We start from the raw sequence: 24,961 nt of genomic DNA, 5'->3' as shown, positions 1-24,961 counted from the left end.
CGTGACATTCGTGCACCCGCCAGCTTGACCGCGAACCTCGCGCCACATCCGGTTTAAAACTCGGACCAAGGTCCTAAACCGATCGGGGCGAAGGTCCGGATTGCCGCGGCATCGGTCGTGGGCCACTTACACGAACACGCCATGTCGCCGATGGTCGCGTACCTGCACGAGATGGCCTCTGAATTTTGCCGGTCCGATCAAGTGAGGGACTGATGCGCAGCTCGATCATGGCTCATTGTTGCTGGCTGGCCCTGAGAGCAGTGCCGGCACTGGCGCTGACCATAGCCCCCTATCACCTCGATTTTCACGGTTCCGCCGCAGGCATTGTCGCGTCCAGCGCCCAAGCCAAGCCTGGCGGGAACAGCGGCAATGGCGGTGGTAGCGGTAACGGCAATGGCGGCAATGGAAATAACGGCGGCGGCAACAATGGCAACGCCGGAGGCAACAATGGCAACGCCGGAGGCAACAATGGCAACGCTGGCGGCAACGGGAACAATGGCGCCGGCAACAACGGCAAGGGGAAGGGTGCCAACAGCTCCGGCAAGCATGTGAACGCAACAACCGGCGATCGTGTCGAAATAGACGACAACAAGATCGTGGTGCAGCACCCTAACGGCTTCGGGGAAGAGATCGAGAAGGGTCGCTTCAAAATGACCGACGCTCTGGGCCGCACGATCGTCGAGCGCCCTGCGACGGCGGCGGATATAAGCCGCCTCAAGGGGTTGTAGAGCGGGCAATAGGCATCGCCCGCTTTACGTGTCACCTCCGCCGCCCCCCGGCGGAGGTGACCTTGTCACTCCGGCCCCGTATAGGGGCCGTCTTTTTTGCCCTGGAGCGTTCCGCTGCTGCACCGCGCTTCAGGTTTTCATTTATGCGTGTCGTTATCCCAAACCGGGGATCCCTTGCGGCCGACCAGGATTAGCTGCCGGCCCGATCCCGCGCTTCGCGCATCAGCAGCGCCGCCTCGGTGCGATTGCGGACGTTGAGCTTGGACAGCACACCGGTCATGTGATGCTTGACCGTTTTTTCCTGCAGTGCCAGCCGCAGCGCCACTTCCTTGTTGCTCAGCCCTTCCGCCACCAGCTGCAGGATCTCGGCCTCGCGTCCGGTGAGCTGACGCAGGCGATCCGTCCTGCCGTTGGCCGGCTGCAGCGATTGCAGGTCCGAAAGCAGGCGAGCCGACAGGGTCGGCGACACATAGGTCTCGCCGGCCGCGACACCATGGAGGATTTCGGCCAGCATGCGCGAGCCGACCCCCTTCAGCACATAGCCGCGCACACCGGCATTCAGCGCCCGCGCCACGTCGGCATTGGCCTCCGAGACCGTCAGCATGACGATCTTCTGTCCGGGATTGGCACCCAGTATGCCGGCCACCGACGCAAGGCCGTCACCCGGCATGCTGATGTCGAGCAGCAGTATGTCGGGCTGCAAAGTCGAGGCGATGCGTTCGGCATCCTGCGCCGTGGCGCCCTGGGCCACCATTTCGAAGCCGCCGATCTCCGACAGGCTGCGGGTAACGCCTTCGCGAAACAGAGGGTGGTCGTCGACAATGGCGACACGGATGGTACCGATCATGGTTGATCCTCGACGGCTAGCGTAATCATCAATCGTGTTCCCTGCGGCCCGGTCGTGGTCTCGAACTGGCCACCAATGCTTTCGATACGCTCCCTGATGCCGGCGAGCCCCAGGCCTTCGGCCCGCCTCGGGTCGAATCCGGGCCCGCCATCCGACACTTCAACGAAGAACTTGCCGCCTGTCATCCCGGCCTTCACCTCCTGATCCTTGCCCTGCCCATGACGGTAGGCGTTGTTCAGCCCCTCCTGGACGAAGCGATAGATGCTGATCTTCTCCGAAGCGCCCAGTTCGGGCAACTGCCTGGATAGGGTCAGCGCCACGGAACTGCGGGTCCTGCGTTGATGCTCGTCGACGGCAAGACGCAGAATGTCGCCGGTCGCGGCCGTTTCTATCTGCGGCAGGACAAGGCCGTTGCAGATGCCGCGGATTTCACGCATCGCGTCGTCCAGCGCCATGCGGATCATGGCGATCTCGGCGTTGCGGCTGTCGCTGGAGGCACCCTCGCCGGAAATGGCGGGGCTATCCACACGCAGCGCCGCCAGCGCGACGAGCTGGGCCGGCCCGTCATGAAGGTCGGCACCGATGCGACGCAGGTATCGTTCATTGAGCGCCGTGGCACGGCGCGACGCCTGCTGGACGCGCAGGCGCAGCGCCCGGTTTTGCGAAACCAGCGCCTGCAGCTCGGAGACCTGACCCTGCAGAACGCCGCGCTGCTTGTCGATGGTGCGGCTGCCACGTATGACGATCCCCGACAACAGCAGCAGCGCCGTCAGCGTGGCGCCGGCCACGATCAGCCAGCTCGACAGCAAGGCGGAAGCCAGAGCCGCCTGGAAATCGTCGGCGATCTCGTAGAATTCGGTGACGGCGACCACCTCGCCCGACCAGGGTTCGCGGACTGGATTGTAGATTTCCAGCAGCGGCACGCCCGCGGCCCTCTCCTCCTTGTCGTCCTCGTCGCCTAGCTCGTTGAACTCGGCGACGACATTCCCGGCGAAGGCGGCACGCAGGTTGGCGCTCGGGCCGAACTGCCGGCCGATCAAGGCCGTGTCCTTCGAATACAGCACCGTGCCGTCCCGACGCCACAACTTGAAGGAAAACAGCCGTTTGCCGAGCGCGCCTTGGCCGAGGGTCTCGTCAAGCGCCCGTTTGACGGCGTCATCGAGCTGATGGTTCGTGCGCAGATCGGGGAGCAGCGGAGCGATCACACTGTCGACATAAAGGGCAGTCGTGGCCGCCGAATTGTGGAGCACGCTTTCGCGGATTTGCGCGGTGACCCAGAAGCCGACCACCAGCATCACCGCAAGCAGCCCGAAGCCGCCGGCAATGATGAACTGCAGCGCCAGCGTAAGCCCGTTCCAGCGCCGCGACAAGGTTTCGAGAAATCGCACGCCACGCTCCTCGCCCCCACCCGCAGGGGCAGGGTAGTGGCCGCGACTTTGGCGCTTCGGTCCTGCCGACACAAGAGCCTGGTCCCACGGCAGCTGCTTGACGTCCCGACGCGCTTGCGAAACAAGGCACGGACGACCGGCATCAATATCGAGGGCAGGGTGAGTTTTTCGGGGTTACTTCAGCTCGGTCTTTCGACCGTGATCTTTCTGCTGGCGGCGGCGGCCGCCAAGCAATGGGGGATGGCGCCCAGCCTGGGCAAGATCGTGCTGACGCTTGCGCTCTATTCGCTGGGCAACCTGATCATGCTGCGGCTGATTCGCGAGTTCGGCATGTCGGTGTCGTTCAGCCTGTCGGCCGTCATCCAGCTGGTATCGGTCAATCTGGTGGCCCTGATATTCTTCGGCGAGCGCATCAATACGCTGCAAGCGGCCGGCATCGTGCTGGCGATTGCCGCCGTGGCGCTGATCACGCTCGGGCCCTATGTGCAAGGGCGATGACCGGCAAACCATGGTTGCGAAACGAGGTCCGATGAGAACTGCGGCAAAGGCTCTGCTGAGCCGGGTCGAATTCCCGGTGCTGCTGGCCGGCCTTGTCGTCGCCGCCGGCCTGTGGGGCTTCGTGGAGTTGATGGAGGTGGCACGGGCCACCACGCCGCACGCCTTCGACGCTGAAATCATGCTTGCCTTCCGCCAGGCCGGCCAACCCGGTATCCCGATCGGCCCGCCATGGATGGAAGGGGCGATGCGCGACATCACCAGCCTCGGCAGCACCAGCGTGCTGGTGCTGATCACGGCGGCGACGATCATCTATCTGCTGTTGATCCGCAGGCCCGGGACCGCGCTTCTCATCTTCGTCGCCGTGGCGGGCGGCCAGATGCTGTCGAGCCTGCTGAAGCTCGGCGTCGACCGGCCGCGGCCCGAGCTCGTCTCGCATCTGGTCAACGAGACCTCGCTTTCCTTCCCGAGCGGCCACGCGATGCTTTCGGCGGTGACCTATCTCACATTGGGCTCGCTTGCGGCGCGCTTCCTGCAGGGCCGGACGACGAAGATCTATGTTCTGGCGCTCGCCGTGCTGACGACGGTGCTGGTCGGCATCAGCCGCATCTATCTCGGCGTCCACTGGCCGTCGGACGTGCTGGCCGGCTGGTGCGCGGGCTTTGCCTGGGCCATGCTGTGCTGGTTGGCGGCAAGGGTCCTGCAACGGCGCAGGGTGGTGCGTGACGACGTCTGACGACGCTCGACCGGGAAGCGGTCAGATCAGCCGGTTGATCAAGTGTCCGCAGCCCGTTAGCAGAAGGACCACCGATACCAGGCATGCCGATGTCGTCAATGTCTTGAAAATGGTCAACCACGTTATCCCCTGCCCCAGATGGAACACCATAGCTCTCAATGCTCGGGAAGTATCCGAAAAATGCTCGATAGCGATGATGATCAAGGCTCAAGCGTGCATGCTGATGCTTGAAACATCATAATGATCGTATTATACATCATATCCGCAGACTCAGACGGGGATCCCGGCCGATGATCACTGCCGCGCAGATGCGCGCCGCGAGGGCGCTGGCCGGCATCGATCAGAAGACGCTCGCCGAGCGCGCCGGCGTTTCGCTTCCCACCATCCAGCGCATGGAAGCGAGCGACGGCGTGGTCAGGGGTGTGGTCGATACGCTGATGAAGGTCATCCAGGCCCTCGACGAGGCCGGGGTGGAGCTGATCGGCGAGAATCAACCCAGTGAGCGCGGCGGCCGGGGCGTGCGCCTCAAGCCTGCCGTGCCGCCCAATCCGAAAGCTGAGCCGGCATAAGTCGCGACGGCGACCGCCGACAGTCCTGCCGACGATCCCGCCGCCTTTCAGGTGCGGAAGCAGTCCATGGACGAGATCGGGCAGACACTCAACGAAACCGCGCGCAAACCGACCCATGGGCCGGCAAAGCCGACTTTTTCCGAACTGTTCACACCGAAACTGGTGACGGTCTGGCGCGAAGGCTACAGGCTCGAACATCTCAGGGCCGATGCCATTGCCGGGCTGACCGTCGCCATCGTCGCCTTGCCGCTGTCGATGGCAATCGCCATCGCATCAGGGGTGACGCCGGAGCGCGGGCTCTACACATCGATCATCGGCGGCTTCATCATCTCGGCGTTCGGCGGCAGCCGTTTCCAGATCGGCGGCCCCGCGGGCGCCTTCATCGTGCTGGTGGCGGCGACGGTCGCGCGGGTCGGCGTGGACGGGCTGTTGCTGGCGACGATGATGGCCGGCATCTTCCTCATCGCCATCGGCTATCTGCGGCTCGGCACCTACATAAAGTTCATTCCCTATCCGGTGACGGTCGGCTTTACCGCCGGTATCGCCGTCATCATCTTCTCGGGCCAGATCGTCGAACTGTTCGGGCTGAAGCTCGCCGGCAAGGAGCCAGGCCCGCTGGTGCCGAAGCTGACCGCGATCGGCGAGGCGGCCGGCACGATCAATCTCGCGGCGACCTTCGTGGCGGTGCTGACAATCGCAACCATCGCTTTCCTGAAGCGCTGGCGGCCGAAATGGCCGGCGATGTTGATCGCCATCGGTCTGGCGTCGCTCGCGGTGGCGCTGTTTGCGCTGCCGGCCGAGACGATCGGCACGCGCTTTGGCGGGATCCCGCGCAGCCTGCAATGGCCGGCGCTTCCCCCCGTCAGCCTCGACAGGATGATCGACGTGCTGCCGGACGCCATCGCCTTCGCGTTGCTAGGCGCCATCGAATCCTTGCTGTCGGCCGTCGTCGCCGACGGCATGACCGGCCGCCGGCACCGTTCCAACTGCGAACTGGTGGCGCAAGGCTTCGCCAACATCGCCTCGGCCCTGTTCGGCGGCATCTGCACCACCGGCACCATTGCCCGTACCGCCACCAATGTGCGGGCCGGCGCGCACGGGCCGGTTTCGGGCATGATCCACTCCATGATCCTGCTCGTCCTGATGCTGGCGGCAGCGCCGCTCGCCAGCTACATCCCGCTCTCCGCCCTCGCCGGCGTGCTGGCGGTGGTGTGCTGGAACATGTTCGAGAAGCAGGCTTTCGCCACGCTGCTGCGCGCCTCGCGCGGCGATGCGCTGGTGCTGATGGCCACCTTCCTGATCGTGGTCTTCCGCGACTTGACCGAAGGCATCGTTGTCGGATTCGCGCTGGGCTCGATCCTGTTCATCGACCGCATGGCGAAATCCATCGCCGTCGAGGCCGACCAGACGCTGGTGCCTGAGGACGTCGCCGACCGCGAGAGCGTCTATGATTCCAGGGACGCGACCGACGCCGACACCGTCGTCTACCGCATCTCCGGCGCATTCTTCTTCGGCGCCGCTTCGACCGTCGGCGCGGTGCTCGACCGCATCGCCGACCAGCGCAAGAACTTCATCCTCGACTGCTCGGCGGTGCCGTTCTTCGACTCGACCGCGGCCAATGTCATCGAGGGTGCGGCGCACAAGGCCAGGCGCGCCGGCGTGCGCTTTGTCATATCTGGCGCTTCGCCGCAGACAAGACGCACGCTGATCAACCACGGCCTCAAGCGCCCGCTGGTGACCTACGCCGCCTCGATCCGGGCAGCGCAGGCGCAGTTGGAGGGAAAAAGGGCAGCGCAGTAGCTTGCATTCTTCTTCCTTTCAACGCGCCGGGAAGCACCTCTCATGGGTTGAGCGATCGTGAATCGCTGACAAACGGACTTCCCCGGACGTAAAATCGCAGCAGGCGGTCGGCATCCTTCGAAATGCCGATCCGAACGCTCTGCCCGATTTCGCCGGGGTCGCGGCCATCGCTTGCAAGCCATAGAGGGCCTTCCCGGCAAAGATCGAGCCCGTCGAGCGAACGGTCGATCCGCAACGCCATGGCGAGCCTTCCCGGTCCTCGCGCCAGGTCACGCAGGCGCTCGATGCCGCGATTGAGCTGCATGATCGGAATGCCGTCGAGCGGCTCCAATGCCCTGATCAGGACGCCGGTTCCGATGCCGGGCATCTCGCTCGAGACATTCAGCATGTATGAGATGCCGTAGGCGAGATAGACATAGGCATGCCCGCGCTCGAGGAACAGCGAGCGATTGCGCGGGGTCATTCCCCTGAAGCCGTGCCCGGCAGCATCGCCGGCGACATACGCCTCGGTCTCGACGATGCGGCCGCTGGCAATGCCTTCGGGCAATTCCCGGACCACGATCTTGCCGATGAGATAGCGCGCGAGAGCGGCCGTATCGTGCGGCAGTTCCGAACGAGCGAGCGGGCGGCGGACGACCATCCTCATGGCGGCTGGTTTTAGATCCGCCCGGCCCATGTGGCAAAGGCTCTCGTGCGGCCGGCTCCGAAAATCTTCTCAATCCAGCTTCAGCGCCGCGACTTCGCCCTCGTTCATCAGCGGGATATAGAGGATCGACTTGCCGTCGGTACCGATGCCGGTGCGCGAATGAAGGGCCAGCCCCTCCCGGCGAGCCATACACGGCCAATGCCGGCATGACCGGCGATGAATGCCGTTGCGTCACCTCGCCGCCAATTCCTCCGCGGGCGGAGCGCCGGCAAGATCGTCGCGCGCCTTGCGGGCCAGCTTCTTCGTCGAGCGCCTGGGACTGTCGCCGAACAGTTCGGCCGCCTCGGCAAGGCAGGACTTCCTCAGGCTCTTTTCGGAATGCTTCAGGAGTTTGCGAAGGAGTTTCGTATCCCCGGGCGGCCCAAGCGGCTCGCCGCCGGCCTCCAGCATCGCGCGCATGACGAAGACGTCGTGCAGTTCGCCGAGTTGCTCTGCGAGCTTGTCGACCGCCTTGCGACGAGCCTTGATTGGCGTCGGCCACAGGCGGCCGAGCAGCGACAGATGCATGCTGTGGGTCTTGGCCGCCTTGCGCAGGTCGTGGAAATCCTCGGCCCCGCCGCTCGAGGCCGCCTTGTCCAGTGCTTTGCGCGCGCGCCGCAATGTGGCGCGGGCGCCCTCCGCCAGAATGTCGGCGGCCTGCTCCGGCTGGTCCGGCAAGGACAGCCTGTCGACGCGTTCGAGGCCCTCCTGGCAGGCGGCGATGGCAGCTTTTATGGCCGCATCGAGACCGGCGCCGGCATGAAGCGCGTGCTGGCGCATCACCAGGCGATCGCGGGCGGGGCCAAGGCCGTCACCAGCGCTTTGCCCCGGAAAGGCGCCGGCCAGGCGGTCGATCGTCTCGATCAAGGCGGTCGCCTCGCGCGGTCCGGCGAGCAATGCCGAGACCTGCCTGTAGCACTCGTTCTCCGTGCGGCAGAATGTTTCGTTTCCGGAACGAACGAGGTGTAACAAGGCGCGTACGCTCTTCAGTCGTTTGCGGGATTTGTGCAGTCCCTGTTCCGGCCTGTCACGCGCCATGTCGAGATGAGCAAGCGCCTTGCCGATTTCCTCGGCCAGGATACGCCTGACCTCGCCGGTCAGCGGCAGGCGCGGATCGATGCGAAAGCTCATGCGGCGATCTCCGGAATCCCCCCGAGGGCGAGCGACGCGTTGTAGAATTTCTGTTCGCCAGTCACTTCGCGGCCGAGCCAGTCTGGCAGCATTTCATCCGGAACATCGTCCGGCGTTTCGAGTTCGGCCATCACAAGCCCCGCCAGCGCGCCGCCGAAGACATCGACTTCGTAGAGATAGCCGCCATGCCTAACATGATGACGTGTCTTCTCGATGACACGCCCGATGGCGAAGCCGAGCATCTCCACGGCGTCGGCCAGCGGAATGGGATATTCGAATTCGTCGCGCTCCCGCGCCGTGCTGCCGAATTTGAGCGTCAACCTGGCCGAGGCGCCGTTGCTGATGCGCACGCGCACCGTGCGTCCTGGCGCGGCGGCGAGATAGAACTGGAGGATGCGGATGTCCGCCTCGACCAGATCCCGCCATGCCGTGCCGGAGACCAGGAACTTGCGCTCGACTTCCTTGCCCATGGCCGCGCACTAAAGCCCGCGCGGGCCGGCATGGCAAGCCATGTCCGAACTCGGATTTGACTTTAATCAATCGATTGATTAAAGTATGCCACATGATCAAGCCGCCCGAAGCCCGAACTCCTCGCCGTGAGCCGCCCGCTGCGGAGATGACGCGTGAAGCGCTGGTCCGCGCGGCGCTCAAGCTGTTCGGACGACAAGGCTTCGACGGCACCTCCACGCGCGAGATCGCGGCGGAGGCCAAGGCCAATATCGGTTCCATCGCCTATCACTTCGGCAGCAAGGAGGGGCTGCGCCTCGCCGCCGCCGACCATATCGTGGACACCATACAATCGGTCGCCGGCCAGGCACTCGGCGAGACGCGGGCGCCGGCAATCGCGAACGCCGAGACGGCGCGCGCGCAGCTGTTCGCCGCGCTGGAGCGGATGGTGGCATTCGTCGTGGCGCAGCCGCAGGCCGGTGAGATCGTGCAGTTCGTGCTGCGCGAGCTCTCGCACCCGACCGCGGCGCTCGACCGCATCTATGACGGCGTGTTCGAGCCGACGCATCGGCGCCTCTGCCTGCTCTGGGAACAGGCGACCGGCGAGGCGGCCGAGAGCGAGGCGACCCGGCTCACCGTGTTCACGCTGATCGGACAGGTCATCTATTTCCGCATCGGCCGCGAGGCGGTCATGCGCCGAATGGGCTGGCGCGAGATCGGCGCCGCCGAGGCCGCCAAGGTGGCGGCCGTCACATCGGACAACCTCGGCGCCATACTGGCCGCCCGGAAGGGATCGAGACGATGAGCTTTCTTTGTTCGCTGCCGCTTGCCGCTCAACTCTTCGGCGCCTGCGCACCGGCTTCGCCGCTGGCCGTCGGCTATGTCGAAGGCGACTATGTGCTGCTGGCGCCGATCGAGGTGGCGCAGGTCGAGACCGTCGCGGTCAAGCGCGGCGATCGCGTCACATCGGGCACCACGATCGTGACGCTGGAAAACGCCGACGCGAAAATCGCGGTCGCACAGGCCACGGCAAGTCTCGCCCAGGCGCAGGCGCAGCTTGCCGATCTGCAGGTAGGCAAGCGGCCGGAAGAAATCGCCGCCCTCAAGGCCCAGGTCGACATGGCCAAGGCGCAGGCTGACGATGCCAGACGCAAATACGACCGCGCTGCCGACCTCTTCAAGCGCGGCACCGGCACGCAGGCCGACTACGACACCGCCTCGGCCACGCTGGAGACGGCCAACGCGCAGGTCGGACAGGCGCAGGCCAATCTCGCCGCGGGCGGCCTGCCGGCGCGTCCCGAGACGATCAAGGCCGCCGAAAGTCAGGTCAAGCAGGCACAGGCCGCGCTCGACCAAGCAGCGTGGCGGCTATCCAAGCGCACCCTGGCGGCCCCTTCTCCGGGCCGCGTCAGCGACGTCATTCGCAATCCGGGCGACACGGCAGGTCCGACCGCGCCCGTCATCTCCGTGCTGCCCGACGGCGCGGTGAAGCTCAGCGTCTATATACCGGAAGCCGCCTTCTCCTCGGTCAAGGTCGGCACCTTGCTCCGCGTCCATTGCGACGGTTGCGGCCCGGATGTGAAGGCGCGCGTCAGCTATGTCTCGCCCGATCCGGAATTCACCCCGCCGGTGATCTATTCGCTGGAGAACCGGCAGAAGCTGGTCTACCTCGTCGAGGCGCGGCCGGAGGGCGGCGCCGGCGCCTTGCAGCCGGGCCAGATCGTCGACGTCGAGCTGGCGGTTTCAGGGAAATGAACGTCATCGACGTGCACGGCCTGGTCAAGCGCTTCGGCGACAAGACCGTCGTCGACCATGTCACGATGACGGTGGCGGAAGGCGAGATCGTCGGCTTCCTCGGCCCCAACGGCTCGGGCAAGACCACCACCATCCGCATCATGTGCGGGCTGCTGACCCCGGACGAGGGCGAAGGCACAGTGCTGGGTTTCGACATCCTCACCGACAGCCTGCGCATCAAGCGCGAGGTCGGCTACATGACGCAGAAATTCTCGTTCTACGAGGATCTGACGATCGGCGAGAACCTGGAATTCGTGGCGCGGCTCTACCGGCTGAAGCCGGTCGAGGAGCATGTCGCCAGGACCCTGGAGGACCTCGGCCTGACGACACGCCGCAACCAGCTCGCCGGGACGCTGTCGGGCGGCTGGAAGCAGCGGCTGGCGCTGGCCGCTTGCATCATGCACAAGCCCAAGCTGCTTCTGCTCGACGAGCCGACGGCCGGCGTCGACCCCAAGGCGCGGCGCGAGTTCTGGGACGAGATCCACCGGCTGGCGAGCGGCGGGCTGACCGTGCTGGTCTCCACCCACTACATGGACGAGGCCGAGCGTTGCCACCGCATCAGCTATATCTCCTACGGCAAGATGCTGGCGACGGGCACCGTCGCCGAGGTGGTCAGGAATGCCGGCCTGACCACTTTCGTGCTGCAGGGCCCGCGCCTCGACCAGGTGGCGCAAGCGCTCGAAGGCCGGCCGGGCGTCGACCAGGTGGCGCCGTTCGGCGCGACGCTGCATGTCGTGGGAGCCGACAGGAAGAAGCTGGAGACGGCGCTGGCCGATGTCGAGAAGGAGCACAAGGGCGTGACGGTGGCGCCGGGCGAAACCAGCCTCGAGGACGTCTTCATCCGGTTCATGTCCGGCTCGAAGGACAACATGGCATGAACGCGGTCTTCTCCTTCGCCCGGCTCGGCGCGCTGCTGATCAAGGAGTTCATCCAGATGCGCCGCGACCGCATCACCTTCGCCATGATGCTGGGCGTGCCGCTGATACAGCTGGTGCTGTTCGGCTACGCCATCAACAACGACCCGAAGAGCCTGCCGGCGGCACTCGTGGCGACGAGCAGCGATCCCTATACGCGCGCCATGATCTCGGCACTGCAGACCACCGGCTACTACCGTTTCGACCATGTGGCGCAAAGTGCCGACGAGGCCGAATTCCTGATGGCGCGCGGTGACGTCGCCTTCGTCGTCACCATTCCGGCCGATTTCGCGCGGCGGGTGGAGCGCGGCGACAATCCGCAGATCCTGATCGAGGCCGACGCCACCGACCCGGCGGTTGCCAGCGGCGCCATCTCGACGCTCAGCACCGTCGCCGGCCAGGCGCTGCTTCGAGCGCAAGGCATGCAGGAGGCCGCCGCCGAGGCAGCCCGGGGCCAGCTCGATGTGGTCGTGCACCGGCGCTACAATCCGGAGGGCATCTCGCAATACAACATCGTCCCCGGCCTGCTCGGCGTCATCCTGCAGATGACGATGGTGATGATGACCTCGATCGCGCTGACGCGCGAGACAGAGCGCGGCACGATGGAGAACCTGCTCGCCATGCCGTCCAGCCCGCTCGAGATCATGCTGGGCAAGGTGCTGCCCTATCTGGCGGTCGGCGCGGTTCAGGTCGTGGTGGTGCTGGCGGCGTCGAAGCTTCTGTTCGCCATCCCCTTTACGGGGTCGATGACGCTGCTCTTGTCGGCGGTGCTGGTGTTCGTGCTGTCGCTGGTGCTGCTCGGCTACACGATCTCGACCGTTGCGCGGACGCAGATGCAGGCCTTGCAGCTCACCTTCTTCTTCTTCCTGCCGTCGATCATGCTTTCGGGTTTCATGTTTCCCTATCGCGGCATGCCGGGCTGGGCGCAGATCTTTGGCGAGATCTTTCCCCTGACGCATTTCCTGCGCATTACCCGTGCCGTCATGCTGAAGGGCGCGCAGCTGCCGGCGGTGGCCGTGGAGATCGGCTGGCTGGTGGTGTTCGTGGCGCTGTTTGCCGGCGTCGCCCTTGTCCGCTTCCGCCGCACGCTGGACTGAAAACAGCCGCTGGGGCGGTCCAGGGTTCCATCGAGCCCTGGACCCTCCCGTTGGAACCATGCTTCTGCCCCGGCGTTGTCGATCAGCCTCGCCGCTGCCACTTGCGGGCCAAGACGGCCCCCTCAGTGCAAGCGAAGCCTTTGGCATCTCGAGTCCGGCCGGATCATCTGGCGGGGTGCGGAATGCCACCAAAACAACGAGATAGAGCCGAGACTTGCAACTGTATTGCGCTCTATCGACCAGCAATGGAGGCAATGATGAGACTGTATCTTTCCGCCACTGCGGCCGGGCTTCTGCTAGCCGCCGGCATCGGTGCCGCCGCTGCTCAGGACGTGATCATCGAGCCGCAGCAGGAGACCGTTATCCGCGAATATGTGCACAAGAAGCCGATCGCCTCGGTCGACCTGCTGGGCGTCCAGCTGGCCATCGGCTCGACCTTGCCGGACACTGTTGAGCTGCATGCGATCGATGTTCCTGATGTGCAGTACCGCTATGTCGTCGTCAACGGTCAGACCGTCCTCGTCGATCCCGGAACCCGTCGCATCGTGAAAGTCATCGACTGACGGCACCGTCATCAGCTGACGGGCACTGGGCAATTCCAGGAAAAGTGCGCAGCGGTTTCCATCCGGAATTGCGAAACAACAAGGCTGCCCGCCCTGCCATGCAGGGCGGGCGTCAAGCGGCAGCAGCCATGATCTTGGCATAGGCGTCGAAATCGACATTGCCGCCAGACAGCACCACGGCCACGCATTTGCCGGCCAAGTCGATCCTGCCCGACGAGAGCGCGGCGAGCCCGACGCAGCCGCCGGGCTCCACGACGAGCTTGAGATGGGCCATGGCGTCGCGCATGGCCTGCTTCGTCGCCTCCTCCGAGACGGCAATCCCGCCGGCCAGCGTCTTGCGATTGATCTCGAAGGTGAGCGCGCCCGGCTCGGCGACGAGAAGCGCGTCGCAGATCGAGGTGTGGCCGGGCTCGTTCGCTACCCTGGCGCCCTTGGCCAGCGACCGGCTGGTGTCGTCGAAAAATTCCGGCTCTGCCGCCCAGACGGCGGTGGCGGGCGAACCGTCCTTGACCGCCATCGAAATCCCGCTGCTCAGCCCGCCGCCGCCACAGGGAACGATGACGGCGTCGAGGCTCACGCCAAGCGCCTTGGCCTGACGCAGCAGTTCGAGGCCGATCGTGCCCTGGCCCGCGATGATGGCGGGATCGTCATAGGGCGGCACCAGGACCATGCCCTTCTCCACGTAAGGCCGAACCACGGCCACGCGGTCTTCGCGGACGCGATCGAAGGCGACCACTTCGGCGCCCATCTTGCGGACATTGCCGATCTTCATGGCCGGTGCGTCCGACGGCATGGCGATGACCGCCCTGACGCCGAACATGGCGGCGGAAGCGGCAACGCCTTGCGCATGATTGCCCGAGGAAAAGGCGACCACGCCGCGGCCGCGCTCCTCGGCCGATAGCGAGGACAGCTTGTTGTAGGCGCCGCGGAACTTGAACGAGCCGGTACGCTGCAGCGTTTCCGGCTTGAACAGGATGCGGCCGCCGAAGCGGCTGTTGAGCTCGGGCGATTCGATCAGCGGCGTCTCGACGATAAGGCCGGAGAGCCGGGCGGCGGCGGCGTGGATATCGGCGATGCCGGGAGGCGTGGTCATGGCGGGTCCTGTAAGATGTGGTCCGGCCATGGTGCACGCAAAGGGCCGCGCGAGGCCAACAAAAAAATGTAACCGTCACAAGGTTTGGGATCACGACGGCCGGCAGTGCTGGCAGTCACCTGCCTGCCGGTCCGTCCAGTTCAACCCTCACCCCAACAACGTCCGCTGCCGCTTGTTGCCGCCGGCCTTGCGCCAGGCGTTGAAGCGATGGGTGGCGGCGGCAAAGGAAATCTTCATCTGCTGGGAGACCGAATAGCGCGACTTGCCTTCGTCGAACATGCGGTAGCAGCACTCGACGCCTTCCTCGGTCAGCTTGCCGTCGAGGGTCTTGTTGTGCGGGTTGGCGGGATCGAACTTCTCGATCTGCTGCTCGACCAGACCTTTCAGGCGCTGCAGATCGGCCTCGATGCTGGCTATGAGGTCGAGGACGGGTTTCGGGTCGAAGTGATGGGCGTCCGGCTTTGCAGTCATCGGCGGCTTCCTCGGTTGTTGGCTTGAGTTTGGTCATATAAGTGAACATTTGCCGATAATGAAGAGGCGGCGCCGAATGGCGGCTTCAACAAATCTTGACCACTGCCCAGGCGCACGATTGACCGATGCGGCAGCAAACTTTAGTTTAGAACAATTCTAAACTAGGGTGATTTCCTCATGCTTTCCCGTGTTTTCGGCTTCGGCCGCCGCTCCTTCGATTCGCTCTCCGAACAGGAGATCCTGGCGCTTGCCATCTCGTCGGAAGAAGACGACGGGCGCATCTATCGCGCCTATGCGGATGGGCTGGCGGAGGATTTTCCGCAATCGGCCAAGATGTTCGAGGACATGGCCGAGGAGGAGGACGGTCATCGCGACGCGCTGATCGAGCTTTTCCGCAGGCGTTTCGGGGAGCGCATTCCGCTGATCCGGCGCGAGCATGTGAAGGGCTATTACGAGCGCAAGCCCGACTGGCTGGTCAAACCGCTCGGCATCGAGCAGGTACGCCGCCAGGCCGAGGCGATGGAGCGGCAGGCCTACCTGTTCTATGTCGAGGCGGCCAGGCGCACCACCGATGCCTCGACCAGAAAGCTGCTCGACGAACTGGCGGCGGCGGAACAGAGCCATGAGAGCATGGCGCAGCGGCTGGAGCAGCAGCACGTGCCGGGCACCGTGAAGGTCGAGGAGGCGACGGCCGAGCAGCGCCAGTTCATCCTCACCTATGTGCAGCCGGGACTGGCCGGACTGATGGACGGTTCGGTATCGACGCTGGCGCCGATCTTCGCCGCCGCCTTTGCCACGCACGACACCTGGCAGACGCTTCTCGTCGGCCTCGCCGCCTCGATCGGCGCCGGCATCTCGATGGGCTTCACCGAGGTCGCCTCCGACGACGGCAAGCTGTCGGGCCGCGGTTCGCCGGTCAAGCGCGGCCTGACCGTGGGCATCATGACGACGCTCGGCGGCCTCGGCCATGCGCTGCCCTACCTAATCCCGCATTTCTGGACGGCGACCGCGGTTGCCGCCGTGGTGGTGTTCTTCGAACTCTGGGCGATCGCCTTCGTCCAGAACCGCTACATGCAGACACCCTTCCTGCGCGCCGCCTTCCAGGTGGTGCTCGGCGGCGCGCTGGTGTTCGCGGCAGGCGTGCTGATCGGGAACGCATAGGGTTCATCCCTTCTCCCCTTTTTGGGAGAAGGAAGGACCTGCCGATTACCCGTTCACCGCCCGGCTATCCACCGGCGCCTGTTGCCTTTCACTCAAGCCATAATCGCGCACGACGTGCGCGATGCGCAGGCGGTAACCGGCAAAGATGCCGCCGCGCCCGGCCTGCTGGGCCTGCCGGTGTTCTTGCGTGTTGCGCCAGGCCTTCACCGCTTCCTCGTCGCGCCAGAACGATAGTGACAGGATGCGGTCCGGATTGGCGAGGCTCTGGAAGCGCTCGACCGAGATGAAGCCATCGATGCTTTCAAGCAGCGGCCGCAACTGCGCGGCGATGTCCAGATAGGCATCGCGCCTGCCCGCGGCCGGCTCGACCTCGAAGATGACGGCGATCACGGCAGCACCAGCTTCGCGTGCGGGCCGGACGCCAGTTTCAGGAACATGCGGTCCTCCTTGAGGATGAATTTTTCCCGGCGGGCGAATTCGTAGTTTGCCTTGCCGGCCGGGTCGGCGGCAAGCCGGGCCCTATAGGCTTCATAGGCAGCCAGGCTTTCTATGTTGTAGGCCGCATAGGCGGTCGTGGCCGAGCCTTCATGCGGCGCGTAGTAGCCGATCAGGTCGGCGCCGCAGCGCGGAATGGCCTGGCCCCAGTTACGGGCATATTCCTCGAACGCGGCCTTGCCGAACGGATCGATCTCGTAGCGGATGAAGCAGGTGATGGTCATTCCGGTCTCCCTGGATTTGTCGCATCGATAATTCGATCTCTGTCGAAACGGCGCCCACGCCGGTGTGCTAAGCAGTTTCCTGTCAGGAGCATCATCAGCGCTCCTTGAGCTCAGCGAAGGATAGTGATTATCTGGCGAGAATGCTTCGATAGGGATGAAACTATGCGCGAAGGACCCGACATTGCCCGCATCGCCAGCCTGATCGGCGACCCGGCCCGCGCCAACATGCTCAACGCACTGATGGGCGGCACGGCGCTGACGGCAAGCGAACTGGCGCTTGAGGCCGGCGTCTCGATGCCGACCGCCTCCTCGCATCTGTCGAAACTGATGGAAGGCGGGCTGCTGACCGTGGCAAGCCAGGGCCGGCATCGCTATTACGGGCTCGCCGGGCCGCAGGTGGCTGAAATGATCGAAGCCATCGCCGGCGTCGCCGAAACCATCGGCCCCAGGCGCGTGCGGCCGGGCCCGCGCGACGGGGCGATGCGCGTGGCGCGCGTCTGCTACGATCATCTTGCCGGCGAGCAGGCGGTGGCGATGCTCGACCGCCTCATCGACCGGAGACTGCTGCTGCGAGACCACGGCGAAATCCGCTTGGCGCCTTCGGCCGCCTCGCATTTCGCGGCGCTAGGGATCGATGTGGAGGCGAAGGCCCGGCGGCCGGTGTGCCGCGCCTGCCTCGACTGGAGCGTACGGCGCTCGCATCTCGCCGGCACGCTGGGCGCCGCCATCCTCGACAAGATCCTCACCGAGAAATGGGCGCGCCGGGAGAAGGACAGCCGCGCCGTGATTTTTTCGCCGCCCGGCAAACAGGCGTTCGAGAAGGTGTTTTTGGCTTGAGCTATCGGCGCTGTTGCCAGCATCGATTCGTCGGCGGGACAGGCGCGAAGGATCGCCGCGCTGCAAATGCGGGCAGGATTACCCCCGCTTCAACACCTTCCCCTTCTTGAAGAAATCCTTCCACGGATCGGCTTCCGCGAGTTGCTTCAGCGTCGTCTTGTCGCCGATGGGGAATGCGTTCGGCGGCAGGCCGGCCTCGATCTCGGCCCAGGTCACCGGCATCGACACCGTGGCACCCTTCTTGGCCCGCGACGAGTAGGGCGCCACCGTGGTCGCGCCGCTGCCATTGCGCAGATAGTCGACGAATATCTTGCCGGTGCGCGCCTTCTTGGACAGCGTCGCTGTGTAGCGGTCGGGCGCGCCCTGTTCCAGCGCGCGCGCGAAATCATGGGCGAAGCCTTTCACCTCCTCCCAGTTGGCCGACGGCTTCAGCGGCACGACGACATGAAAGCCCTTGCCACCCGACGTCTTGACGAAATTGGGCAGCGACAGCTCGTCAAGCTTGCCCCTTATGTCGAGTGCCGCCGCCCGCACCGCCTTCACGTCGACGCCTTCATCGGGGTCGAGATCGAAGACGATCTGGTCAGGTCGTTCGAGCTCGTCGATGGTGCAACCCCAGATGTGGATCTCGACCACGCCGAGCTGGACAAGTGCCGCGACGCCGTCGAAGTCACGGATAAACAGGATTTCCTCGCCATCCGTGGGATCCCTCGTTTTCTCGATCTTGTCATGCATGCCTGGCGAGGCATGCTTCTGGAAGAAGCGCTGGCCGCCGACCCCGTCGGGGGCCCTGACCAGGCTGAGCGGGCGGTTGACCACGAATTGTTTCATGCGCGGCCACACCAGCGCGTAATGATCGAGCAGCCCCTGCTTGGATATCTTTTCGTCGGGCCACAGCAGCTTTTCTGGGTGGGACAGCTTCACCGTGGTGGTTGCCGCCCTTGCCGGCGTTGCGCCGCTTGACGCCGGCTTGGCCCGGGCCGTGCTTTTGCCTGTCGGTGCCTTCGGCTTTTCCTGCACGACTTCCTCCGCCGGCTTGTCCTCGCGCAGCCCCTGGAACGAGGCGTGGCGTACTATACGGTCGGAGGTCCAACTGCGGAACTCCACTTCGCCGACAAGCTCCGGCTTCACCCAGACCAGGCCCTTGCCCCTCGGCACGGCCTTGTCGAAGGGCGACGACTTCGTTTGCAGCGCATCGAGCTTCTTCTTCAGGGCATTGGCGCCGCCGGTCGAGAAGCCGGTGCCGACGCGGCCGGCATAGTGCAGCTTGCCGGCCTCGAAATAGCCAAGCAGCAGCGAACGCAGCCCGCGCCCGGTCTTGTCGGACGGCAGGTAGCCGGCGATGACGAACTCCTGTCGCAGCGTGCATTTCGACTTCACCCAGGACGGCCCGCGCCCGCTTCGGTAGACCGCGTCGGCGCGCTTGGAGACGACGCCTTCCAGTCCCATGCGGCAGGCATGCTCGAGCATCACCTTGCCGGGCTCGGCGAAATGGTCGCTGAAGCGGACCGCCGAATCCTCCGGCTGGCTGGCCAGCAATTCCTGCAAGGCCTGCTTGCGCTCGACCAGCGGCTCGCGGCGCAGGTCCCGCCCATTCAGCCGCATCAGGTCGAAGACGTAGTAGATGAAGCGATCCGTGCGCTTCGCCGACAGGTCGGCCTGCAAAAGCGCGAAGGAAGAGACGCCGCTGTCGGCCAGCACGACGATCTCGCCGTCGATGATGGCGTCGCTGCATTTCAATCCGGCGAGCTCGGCGACGATCGCGTCGCCGAATTTCTTCGTCCAGTCGAGGCCGGTGCGGGTGAGCAGCCGCACGTCCGTGCCGGCGATCTGCGCCTGCATGCGATAGCCGTCGAACTTGACCTCATGCAGCCAGTCCTCGCCCGGCGGCGCTTCCCGCTCGAGCGTGGCCAGTTGCGGCTCGATGAAGTCGAGGCGCTTTGCGTGTCCGGCCTTCGCCTTTTCGGCGGCCGGTTTGTTGGAGTGCCAGACTTTCGCCTTCTCCCCTTTCGCGGCCTTGCCCGCCCCGACCTCCTCGATCGTCAGGCCCGACTTCACCGATTTCGGCGCTTCCTCCAGAATATCCTCGCCCGGGCGCGCCGCGCCATCGTCCGACTTGATCAGCAGCCAGTTGTCGCGCTTCTCGCCGGGGCGCGGTCTCAGCCGCACCAGGTGCCAGCGGCCGTGCAGCTTGTGGCCGTTGAGCTCGAAGTTGATATGGCCCTTCTTCATCGCCTTGGCCGGATCGCCCTCGGGCACCCATGTGCCCTCGTCCCAGACGATGACCGAGCCGGCGCCATATTCGCCCTTGGGAATGGTGCCCTCGAACGGCGCATAGTCGATCGGATGGTCCTCGACATGCACGGCGAGCCGTTTCTCGTGCGGATCGAGGCTGGGCCCGCGCGTCACCGCCCAGCTCCACAGCACACCGGCATGTTCGAGGCGCAGGTCGTAATGCAGCCTGGTCGCGGCGTGCTTGTGGATGACGAAGATGCCGCCTGCCTCGCTCTTCTTGCCGCGGGCGACCTTGCCGGGGGGTTCGGCGGTTTTCCTGAAATCGCGCTTGGCGTGATATTGTTCGAGGCTAGCCATCCCTTGATGTCCTCACGCCGATTTGCGCTTGGGCGCGGCTTCTTTCGGCTTGCCGCGTTTGACCGCCGGTTTGGCTTTCGCGGAGGCCTTGCCGCGGCGTTCGCCCGATCCGCCGTCCGACGAAAGGCTCTTCTTCAGAGCGTCGAAAAGATTGACGACGTTGGACGGCTTGGGCGCCGCTTTGGCCTTCGGCGCCTTGCGGCCCGCCTTCTTGGCGCGGATCAGTTCGAGCAGCGCATCCTCGTACTTGTCCTCGAATTTCGAGGGATCGAACTTCGCCTTCTTCTTGTCGATGATGAGCTCGGCCAGATCGGTCATCTCCTGATCCGTCTTCACCGATTCGATGTCGCCGAAGACGGTGTCCGGCTGGCGCACCGTGTTGTCGTAGCGCAACGTCGTCAGCACCATGCCCTTGCCGAGCGGTTCGATGACCACGGGACGTTCGCGCCGATAGAGCACGATGCGCGCCAGACCCGCCATCTTCTTGCCGGCCATCGCGTCGCGGATGACGGCGAAAGCGTCCTGCGAGACCTTGTCGGCCGGCGCGACGTAATAGGGTGTATCGAGATAGATCTGCTCGATGGAGGATTTGTCGACGAAGCCGTCGAGGCTCATCGTGTGCGAGGACTCGATCTGGATGGCCTCGATCTCGTCCTCTTCGATGTGGATGAACTTGCCATCGTCGTCCTCGTAGCCCTTTATCTCGTCGCCATCCTCAAGCGGCTTGCCGGTTTCGGCGTCGACATAGATCCGCTTCACCGTGTTGCCGGTCTCGCGGTTGAGGATGCGAAAAGAGACCTTCTCGGCATGGGTGACGACATTGGTCAGTTCGATGGCGCAGGTGACCAGCGAAAGCTTCAGATAGCCTCTCCAGGCGGGACGCGGCGCCATGATGATTTCCTGTAGAGAAGGACCTGGCTGGAACGGACGACGACCCCAACGGTTCCAATCCGGTCGAGCCAAGGCCGGCGCGATTGCCACCGGCCCCGGCTCTTTCAGCCCCTATTCGGCGGCCTGCAGGTTGATCTTGCTTTCCGCTATTTCGGTCAGCTTGCGATCCGTCGCCTGCTCTTCCTTGAGGTTCTTGGCCAGCACGTTGGCGCAGTCGCTGCGGCCAAGCTGCTTGGCCCAGGCGATCAAGGTGCCATAGCGGGTCATCTCATAGTGCTCGACCGCTTGCGCCGAGGCGATCAGCGCCGCGTCCAGCACCTCCTTGTCGTCGACGTCGCCGCTGACGTCGTCGGCTTCCTCGAGGATGCCGTCTATGGCGGGGCAGTTGACTTCCTTGGCCTTGACGCCGTGCAGTTCGAACACCTGCTCGACGCGCTCGACATGGCCCCTGGTCTGCTCGAGATGTTTCTCGAAGCCGGCCTTCAGCTGCGGATCCGTCGCCTTGTCGATCATCTTCGGCAATGCCTTCTCGATCTGCTTTTCGGCATAATAGATGTCGCGCAGCGTGTGCACGAAGAGGTCGTCCAGGGTTTTGATGTCCTTCGAAAAGAAGCCCATGATTGCGGCCCTTCCTTTGCTCTTGCGGTTGCGGGTTAGCGTGGGGCCGCAGGTCGGCGGCCCCATGGGCCGGCCATGCCGGCTCGAAGAATCAACGTCTCGTCCCAAGCCGGGTTCCGGACTTGCGGCGGCGAGCAAGGAAAATTCTCCCGCCAGGGCGAAAGCTGAAACGCAACCGCACCCAGGCGACATCCAAACGAAACATATGTGATGCAAAAGTCACACACGCCGAAATGGCGACAAAAGGCGTGGAAAGACCCCGAATCAGCCGCATTCCGGCCATGAAGCGACGGGTTTTCGACCAGAAATTAACATCGCGTTCACCGACTATTCACGCCTCGACGCTATGATTTCCGCAATTCGGAAGGGACACCCGAAAGTCGGGACAGGGACAGGTAAAATGAACTTCCTCACGCACCTCATCGGCTATGCCGCAGCCATCCGCGAATTCGTCGCGCCGACCTATCGGCCCGAGCGCTACTACATGCGCGGGCCGGGCCCGGCCTGCGCTCGTCGCGGCACCTCGCTGGGCGCGCACTGACCATGACTTTCGAGAGCCGACACAACAGCCGCATCTGCAGGCCTGACGTCGAGTCGCGCGCCACCACCTATCGCGCCGAGCGCCCGACCTTCGCCGATCGGCGGCGTGCGACATCGCCGCGGCTTTGAGACCGCCTTCGCCGGCTTAATGTCTCAGGACACGAGCCGCCGAGGCCCGCGTAAGCGACCTTCTCCAGTCCAGTCGGGTCCAGTCCAAGCCGTCCTTCTGAATACCCTTCGATGCAACCCAGCCGCTGACCGTCTTCGACGGCGTCGGCTCCAGCCGGGATGATCGTGCGCTACCGCGGCCGGCTCGTGCCGTCCGGAGCACACGGCTCCAGCACAATCGTGCCGCCGGCCACCTTGCCGAGTTCTCGGCAACCCTGATCTGTGCACAGTGTCCAACCATCACCGGTCGCGCCGGAGGCGGCGAGCATAAGGCTTCGCTGCGGCCCGGCCTTCGGCGCATAGGCCCACCAGCCGTCTCGCAGCACCGCGCCCTCGGGTGGTTCCATGCCGGCGCCCGAGCCCTTTATGCGCGCCTCGGTGACTTGCAGGCCGGAAGGCATCACCTTCCAGTGCTCCTCCCAGCGCGTGCGCTCCACCGAGTGCGTCCAGGACAGGGTGAAGGCGGCGGCCGCGAGCGTCGCCGTCTTGCCGGCGGCAAGGATACACAGGCTCATGCTTGGGCCGCCGCCCGCCGCGCGCGCCAGAAGTGCCAGCCGATCCAGGCAAACGACAATGCCCAGCCCGTCTCGTCGGTGAGCGGGATCGCCGCGACCAGCAGCACGCCGGCACAGAAGGCGACGAGCCGTTCCCACCACGCCATGCGCCTGGCAAGGAAGCCGACGGCGGCGGCGCCCCACAGCACGATGCCCATGCACGCCTTGACGACGATGTAGGCGACCTCGACGGGGTAGCCGAACTGGGCGGCGATCGGGCCTGGATCCTGCAGCATGAGCGCCGGCGTGTAGACCGCCATGAACGGCACGACGAAACCGGCAATGGCAAGCTTGGTCGCCTGGATGCCGATCTTGAGGCCGCTTTCCCTGGCCATCGGGGCGGCCGCGAAGGCGGCCAGCGCCACCGGCGGCGTAAGATCGGCCATGATGCCGAAGTAGAAGACGAACATATGGCTGACCACCAGCGGCACGCCGAGCGACAGCAGCGCCGGGCCGGCCAGCGAGGAGGTGATAATGTAGTTGGGAATGGTCGGGATGCCCATGCCGAGCACCAGGCAGGTGAGCATGGTCAGCACCAGAGACAGGAACAGATTGTCCTGGCCGATGGAGATGATCCAGCCGATGAAGGTGGAGGCGATGCCGGTGAGCGTCAGCGTGCCGATGACGATGCCGACGATGGCGCAGGCGATGCCGACCGGCAGCGCGTTCTTGGCCCCTTCGGCGAGTGAATCCACGCAGATCCGCAGCGTTTCGCGCCCGCCCTTGAAGGCGAAGCAGGCGACGACGAGCGCGGCGATGACGAGGCCGAGTATGTTGACGCCGAAGCGCATGAACGAGGCGGCGGCGAGCCCGAGTGCCAGCCAGAAGACGACGCGGAAGGCGAGCGGTCCGATCAGGGCCGCCAGTGGGGTGCCGAGGATGAGCACGATGGTCAGCGCCAGCCCCATCGTGCCGGCGAAGATCGGTGTGTAGCCGGCAAACAGGAGATAGATGAGGGCCGCCAGCGGCAGCACCAGCGGCCAGTGCTGGCGCACGGCATCCCAGGGATTGGGCAGTTCGGCCTTGGCCATGCCGTGCAGGCCGGCCTTGCCGGCTTCCAGATGCACCTGCCAGAAACAGGCGCCGAAATAGAGCAGCGCCGGGATGATCGCCGCCTTGACCACTTCGGCATAGGGGATGTTCAGCGTCTCGGCCATGATGAAGGCGACCGCGCCCATCACCGGCGGCATGATCTGGCCGCCCATCGAGGAGGTCGCCTCGACGGCGCCGGCGAAGGCCGAGCGGAAGCCGAAGCGCTTCATCAGCGGGATGGTGAACTGGCCGCTGGCCACGACATTGGCAACGCCGGAGCCGGAGATGGTGCCCATCAGCGCCGAGGACAAAACGCAGACCTGCGCCGGGCCGCCGCGCCACGAGCCGACCAGGCCGAGCGCGAAATCGTTGAACAGCGCGATCATGCCGGCGCGTTCGAGGAAGGCGGCGAAGACGACGAAGATGAAGATATAGGTGGCCGAGACATAGACCGGCGTGCCGTATATGCCTTCGGTGCCGTAGGCGAAAGTGTCGACGAGCTGGGCGAAATCGTAGCCGCGATGGATGAAGGGCGGCGGCAGATGGTTGCCGACGAAACAATAGGCGAGAAAGATGAAAGCGATGATCGCCAGCGGCAGTCCCATCAGCCGCCGGGCCGCCTCGAAGACCAGCACCACCAGCACCGCGCCGACGACAAGATCCGGCGTGGTGAGGAAACCGGAGCGGCGGATGAGGTCGGTGTAGAACACCCAATTGTAGAGGCCGGTGCCGAAGCCGAGCACGCCGAACGCCCAGAACACGGCCTTGGCCGGCAGGCTTCGGGCGCGCAGGTTGGCGATCAGGCCAAAGCCGAGCAGCAGCAGGAAACCGACATGCATGGCCCGCACCACCTGGCTCGGGATGCTGCCATAGGCGGCGACGTAGATCTGGAACACGGAAAAGGCGACGGCGATGAGGAAGGCAGCCTTGCCGGCGATGCCCTCGCCAAAGCCCGGCGGCAAGCCTTCGACCTGCTCTTCGGCGACGGGGAGATGGAAGGTGGAGGATTTGCCGTCGGCTGTCGTTCCATGCGTTGTTTCGCTCATCCGATGCACTCCAAAATGAGCGAATGACAGTGCGAAGACATCTCA

27 protein-coding genes are annotated in these 24,961 nt (G+C 64.9%); 13 read left to right on the top strand and 14 right to left on the bottom strand.

Translation table 11 applies throughout. The annotated features are described in order from the left end of the window. The first annotated feature begins 260 nt into the window (after positions 1–260). On the top strand, positions 261–728 hold the full coding sequence (locus FJ942_RS11725; protein ID WP_318013621.1) for a hypothetical protein: 468 nt from the start codon (positions 261–263) through the stop codon (positions 726–728). Between the two features lie 190 nt (positions 729–918). On the opposite strand, the gene FJ942_RS11720 is transcribed toward FJ942_RS11725, so the two are convergent. Then, complete coding sequence (locus FJ942_RS11720; RefSeq protein ID WP_140491751.1) at positions 919–1,575, bottom strand: response regulator transcription factor; 657 nt, start codon at positions 1,573–1,575, stop codon at positions 919–921. After that, on the bottom strand, positions 1,572–2,963 hold the full coding sequence (locus tag FJ942_RS11715) for a sensor histidine kinase (protein ID WP_140491753.1): 1,392 nt from the start codon (positions 2,961–2,963) through the stop codon (positions 1,572–1,574). The genes FJ942_RS11720 and FJ942_RS11715 overlap by 4 nt, the downstream gene beginning before the upstream one ends. Positions 2,964–3,122: 159 nt before the next feature. On the opposite strand from FJ942_RS11715, the gene FJ942_RS11710 reads away from it, so the two are divergent. The 4 genes from FJ942_RS11710 to FJ942_RS11695 all read left to right on the top strand — a co-directional run bounded on the left by FJ942_RS11710 (position 3,123) and on the right by FJ942_RS11695 (position 6,563). Continuing rightward, positions 3,123–3,461 carry a hypothetical protein gene (locus FJ942_RS11710; RefSeq protein ID WP_140493450.1) on the top strand — a complete coding sequence of 113 codons (339 nt, stop codon included), beginning with the start codon at positions 3,123–3,125 and terminating at the stop codon, positions 3,459–3,461. Positions 3,462–3,492: 31 nt separating this feature from the next. Then, entirely contained in the window at positions 3,493–4,194 is a 702-nt protein-coding gene (locus tag FJ942_RS11705; RefSeq protein WP_140563805.1) for a phosphatase PAP2 family protein, read from the top strand. 290 nt (positions 4,195–4,484) lie between these two features. Continuing rightward, complete coding sequence (locus tag FJ942_RS11700; protein WP_140491757.1) at positions 4,485–4,763, top strand: helix-turn-helix transcriptional regulator; 279 nt, start codon at positions 4,485–4,487, stop codon at positions 4,761–4,763. Positions 4,764–4,829: 66 nt separating this feature from the next. Beyond that, a complete protein-coding gene (locus tag FJ942_RS11695; RefSeq protein WP_140491759.1) occupies positions 4,830–6,563 on the top strand; it encodes a SulP family inorganic anion transporter in 1,734 nt (577 codons plus the stop codon). A gap of 40 nt (positions 6,564–6,603) precedes the next feature. Here the strand turns inward: FJ942_RS11695 and FJ942_RS11690 are convergent, their stop codons facing one another. From FJ942_RS11690 to FJ942_RS11680, 3 genes are all read right to left on the bottom strand, one after another. Continuing rightward, entirely contained in the window at positions 6,604–7,203 is a 600-nt protein-coding gene (locus FJ942_RS11690; RefSeq protein WP_140897890.1) for a DNA-3-methyladenine glycosylase, read from the bottom strand. A gap of 237 nt (positions 7,204–7,440) precedes the next feature. Beyond that, positions 7,441–8,379 (bottom strand): CHAD domain-containing protein, encoded by a 939-nt coding sequence (locus tag FJ942_RS11685; RefSeq protein WP_140897779.1) that lies wholly within the window; start codon positions 8,377–8,379, stop codon positions 7,441–7,443. Continuing rightward, a complete protein-coding gene (locus FJ942_RS11680) occupies positions 8,376–8,849 on the bottom strand; it encodes a CYTH domain-containing protein (protein WP_140491763.1) in 474 nt (157 codons plus the stop codon). Before FJ942_RS11680 ends, FJ942_RS11685 begins: the two co-directional genes overlap by 4 nt. Before the next feature lie 92 nt (positions 8,850–8,941). On the opposite strand from FJ942_RS11680, the gene FJ942_RS11675 reads away from it, so the two are divergent. From FJ942_RS11675 to FJ942_RS11655, 5 genes are all read left to right on the top strand, one after another. Next, complete coding sequence (locus FJ942_RS11675; protein ID WP_140554708.1) at positions 8,942–9,631, top strand: CerR family C-terminal domain-containing protein; 690 nt, start codon at positions 8,942–8,944, stop codon at positions 9,629–9,631. Then, the gene (locus FJ942_RS11670; protein WP_140491767.1) at positions 9,628–10,581 is read left to right on the top strand and encodes an HlyD family efflux transporter periplasmic adaptor subunit; all 954 of its coding nucleotides are present in this window, start codon (positions 9,628–9,630) and stop codon (positions 10,579–10,581) included. Before FJ942_RS11675 ends, FJ942_RS11670 begins: the two co-directional genes overlap by 4 nt. Then, positions 10,578–11,498: an ABC transporter ATP-binding protein gene (locus tag FJ942_RS11665; RefSeq protein WP_140897778.1), complete on the top strand. Its 921-nt coding sequence runs from the start codon at positions 10,578–10,580 to the stop codon at positions 11,496–11,498. The genes FJ942_RS11670 and FJ942_RS11665 overlap by 4 nt, the downstream gene beginning before the upstream one ends. Further along, positions 11,495–12,631 (top strand): ABC transporter permease, encoded by a 1,137-nt coding sequence (locus tag FJ942_RS11660; RefSeq protein WP_140897776.1) that lies wholly within the window; start codon positions 11,495–11,497, stop codon positions 12,629–12,631. The genes FJ942_RS11665 and FJ942_RS11660 overlap by 4 nt, the downstream gene beginning before the upstream one ends. A 257-nt stretch (positions 12,632–12,888) precedes the next feature. Continuing rightward, a complete protein-coding gene (locus tag FJ942_RS11655) occupies positions 12,889–13,194 on the top strand; it encodes a DUF1236 domain-containing protein (protein ID WP_140491773.1) in 306 nt (101 codons plus the stop codon). Positions 13,195–13,306: 112 nt separating this feature from the next. Here the strand turns inward: FJ942_RS11655 and FJ942_RS11650 are convergent, their stop codons facing one another. Both FJ942_RS11650 and FJ942_RS11645 read right to left on the bottom strand, forming a co-directional pair. Beyond that, positions 13,307–14,287 carry a threonine/serine dehydratase gene (locus tag FJ942_RS11650; protein ID WP_140554709.1) on the bottom strand — a complete coding sequence of 327 codons (981 nt, stop codon included), beginning with the start codon at positions 14,285–14,287 and terminating at the stop codon, positions 13,307–13,309. Between the two features lie 147 nt (positions 14,288–14,434). Beyond that, on the bottom strand, positions 14,435–14,758 hold the full coding sequence (locus FJ942_RS11645) for a hypothetical protein (protein ID WP_140514141.1): 324 nt from the start codon (positions 14,756–14,758) through the stop codon (positions 14,435–14,437). Positions 14,759–14,935: 177 nt separating this feature from the next. Between FJ942_RS11645 and mbfA the strand changes: the two genes are divergently transcribed. Beyond that, on the top strand, positions 14,936–15,919 hold the full coding sequence (mbfA, locus tag FJ942_RS11640) for an iron exporter MbfA (protein WP_140491779.1): 984 nt from the start codon (positions 14,936–14,938) through the stop codon (positions 15,917–15,919). Positions 15,920–15,964: 45 nt separating this feature from the next. On the opposite strand, the gene FJ942_RS11635 is transcribed toward mbfA, so the two are convergent. Together FJ942_RS11635 and FJ942_RS11630 are read right to left on the bottom strand one after the other, a co-directional pair. Next, on the bottom strand, positions 15,965–16,309 hold the full coding sequence (locus FJ942_RS11635) for an antibiotic biosynthesis monooxygenase (protein WP_140554710.1): 345 nt from the start codon (positions 16,307–16,309) through the stop codon (positions 15,965–15,967). Then, a complete protein-coding gene (locus FJ942_RS11630; RefSeq protein WP_140491782.1) occupies positions 16,306–16,638 on the bottom strand; it encodes an NIPSNAP family protein in 333 nt (110 codons plus the stop codon). Before FJ942_RS11630 ends, FJ942_RS11635 begins: the two co-directional genes overlap by 4 nt. A gap of 162 nt (positions 16,639–16,800) precedes the next feature. On the opposite strand from FJ942_RS11630, the gene FJ942_RS11625 reads away from it, so the two are divergent. After that, complete coding sequence (locus FJ942_RS11625) at positions 16,801–17,475, top strand: winged helix-turn-helix domain-containing protein (protein ID WP_140554711.1); 675 nt, start codon at positions 16,801–16,803, stop codon at positions 17,473–17,475. A gap of 78 nt (positions 17,476–17,553) precedes the next feature. Here the strand turns inward: FJ942_RS11625 and ligD are convergent, their stop codons facing one another. From ligD to FJ942_RS11610, 3 genes are all read right to left on the bottom strand, one after another. Beyond that, positions 17,554–20,067, bottom strand: a complete 2,514-nt coding sequence (ligD, locus tag FJ942_RS11620) for a DNA ligase D (RefSeq protein ID WP_140554712.1) — start codon at positions 20,065–20,067, stop codon at positions 17,554–17,556. A 12-nt stretch (positions 20,068–20,079) separates the two neighbouring features. Continuing rightward, the gene (locus tag FJ942_RS11615; protein ID WP_140514137.1) at positions 20,080–20,958 is read right to left on the bottom strand and encodes a Ku protein; all 879 of its coding nucleotides are present in this window, start codon (positions 20,956–20,958) and stop codon (positions 20,080–20,082) included. A 111-nt stretch (positions 20,959–21,069) separates the two neighbouring features. Further along, positions 21,070–21,576, bottom strand: coding sequence for a ferritin-like domain-containing protein (locus tag FJ942_RS11610; RefSeq protein WP_140491790.1), 507 nt, complete (start codon positions 21,574–21,576; stop codon positions 21,070–21,072). A gap of 400 nt (positions 21,577–21,976) precedes the next feature. Between FJ942_RS11610 and FJ942_RS11605 the strand changes: the two genes are divergently transcribed. Continuing rightward, positions 21,977–22,117 (top strand): hypothetical protein, encoded by a 141-nt coding sequence (locus FJ942_RS11605; RefSeq protein WP_013892047.1) that lies wholly within the window; start codon positions 21,977–21,979, stop codon positions 22,115–22,117. A 298-nt stretch (positions 22,118–22,415) separates the two neighbouring features. Here FJ942_RS11605 and FJ942_RS11600 read toward each other — a convergent pair whose 3' ends face one another. After that, the gene (locus FJ942_RS11600) at positions 22,416–22,799 is read right to left on the bottom strand and encodes a DUF1850 domain-containing protein (protein WP_140554713.1); all 384 of its coding nucleotides are present in this window, start codon (positions 22,797–22,799) and stop codon (positions 22,416–22,418) included. Beyond that, entirely contained in the window at positions 22,796–24,916 is a 2,121-nt protein-coding gene (locus tag FJ942_RS11595) for a TRAP transporter permease (RefSeq protein WP_140897774.1), read from the bottom strand. The genes FJ942_RS11600 and FJ942_RS11595 overlap by 4 nt, the downstream gene beginning before the upstream one ends. Positions 24,917–24,961 lie beyond the last annotated feature (45 nt).

This window comes from Mesorhizobium sp. B2-4-2 (assembly GCF_006442845.1).
Lineage (GTDB): Bacteria > Pseudomonadota > Alphaproteobacteria > Rhizobiales > Rhizobiaceae > Mesorhizobium.
Note: the sequence above shows the minus strand (reverse complement) of the source record. Positions and strands in the feature narration are given on the sequence as shown.